We start from the raw sequence: 360 nt of genomic DNA on the forward strand, positions 1-360 counted from the left end.
AAAGAATATCAGAATGGTATATGAATCCAGAGGATATGAAAGAAGTAACGGGAGAATCACTAGAAGAATATAAGAGAAGAAATTATAAAAAATAGAAAAGAAAGGTAATAAAAATGAAAAGACTAATGTTGATAGTAATAATGCTAATGGCAGTGTTAAGTTGTGCTTCATTTATGGCAGATTTGGAGAAAAGTCAAAAACGTTGGAAAGAAAGAGGACACGGTTGTTATCGAGACCCTTATAGTAAAAGTGGTCATATAGTTTGTGGCTATAGAAGATAAGAAGTTAGTTGAATAAATTAAGCTTTTGATAGATATATAAAGAAAACAAATCCAACATTCAAATTATTTCAACGAAAAA

General features: G+C 29.2%; 1 protein-coding gene. It reads left to right on the forward strand.

Translation table 11 applies throughout. From position 1 onward, the window contains the following. The first annotated feature begins 113 nt into the window (after window positions 1-113). The gene (locus tag EII29_RS12445; RefSeq protein WP_158612562.1) at window positions 114-281 is read left to right on the forward strand and encodes a hypothetical protein; all 168 of its coding nucleotides are present in this window, start codon (window positions 114-116) and stop codon (window positions 279-281) included. Window positions 282-360 lie beyond the last annotated feature (79 nt).

This window comes from Leptotrichia sp. OH3620_COT-345 (genome assembly GCF_003932895.1).
Classification (GTDB): Bacteria; Fusobacteriota; Fusobacteriia; order Fusobacteriales; family Leptotrichiaceae; genus Pseudoleptotrichia.

Bases quoted from the DNA above. Each gene is read 5' to 3' on its own strand.
- EII29_RS12445 (WP_158612562.1), top strand. From the start codon at position 114: ATGAAAAGACTAATGTTGATAGTAATAATGCTAATGGCAGTGTTAAGT.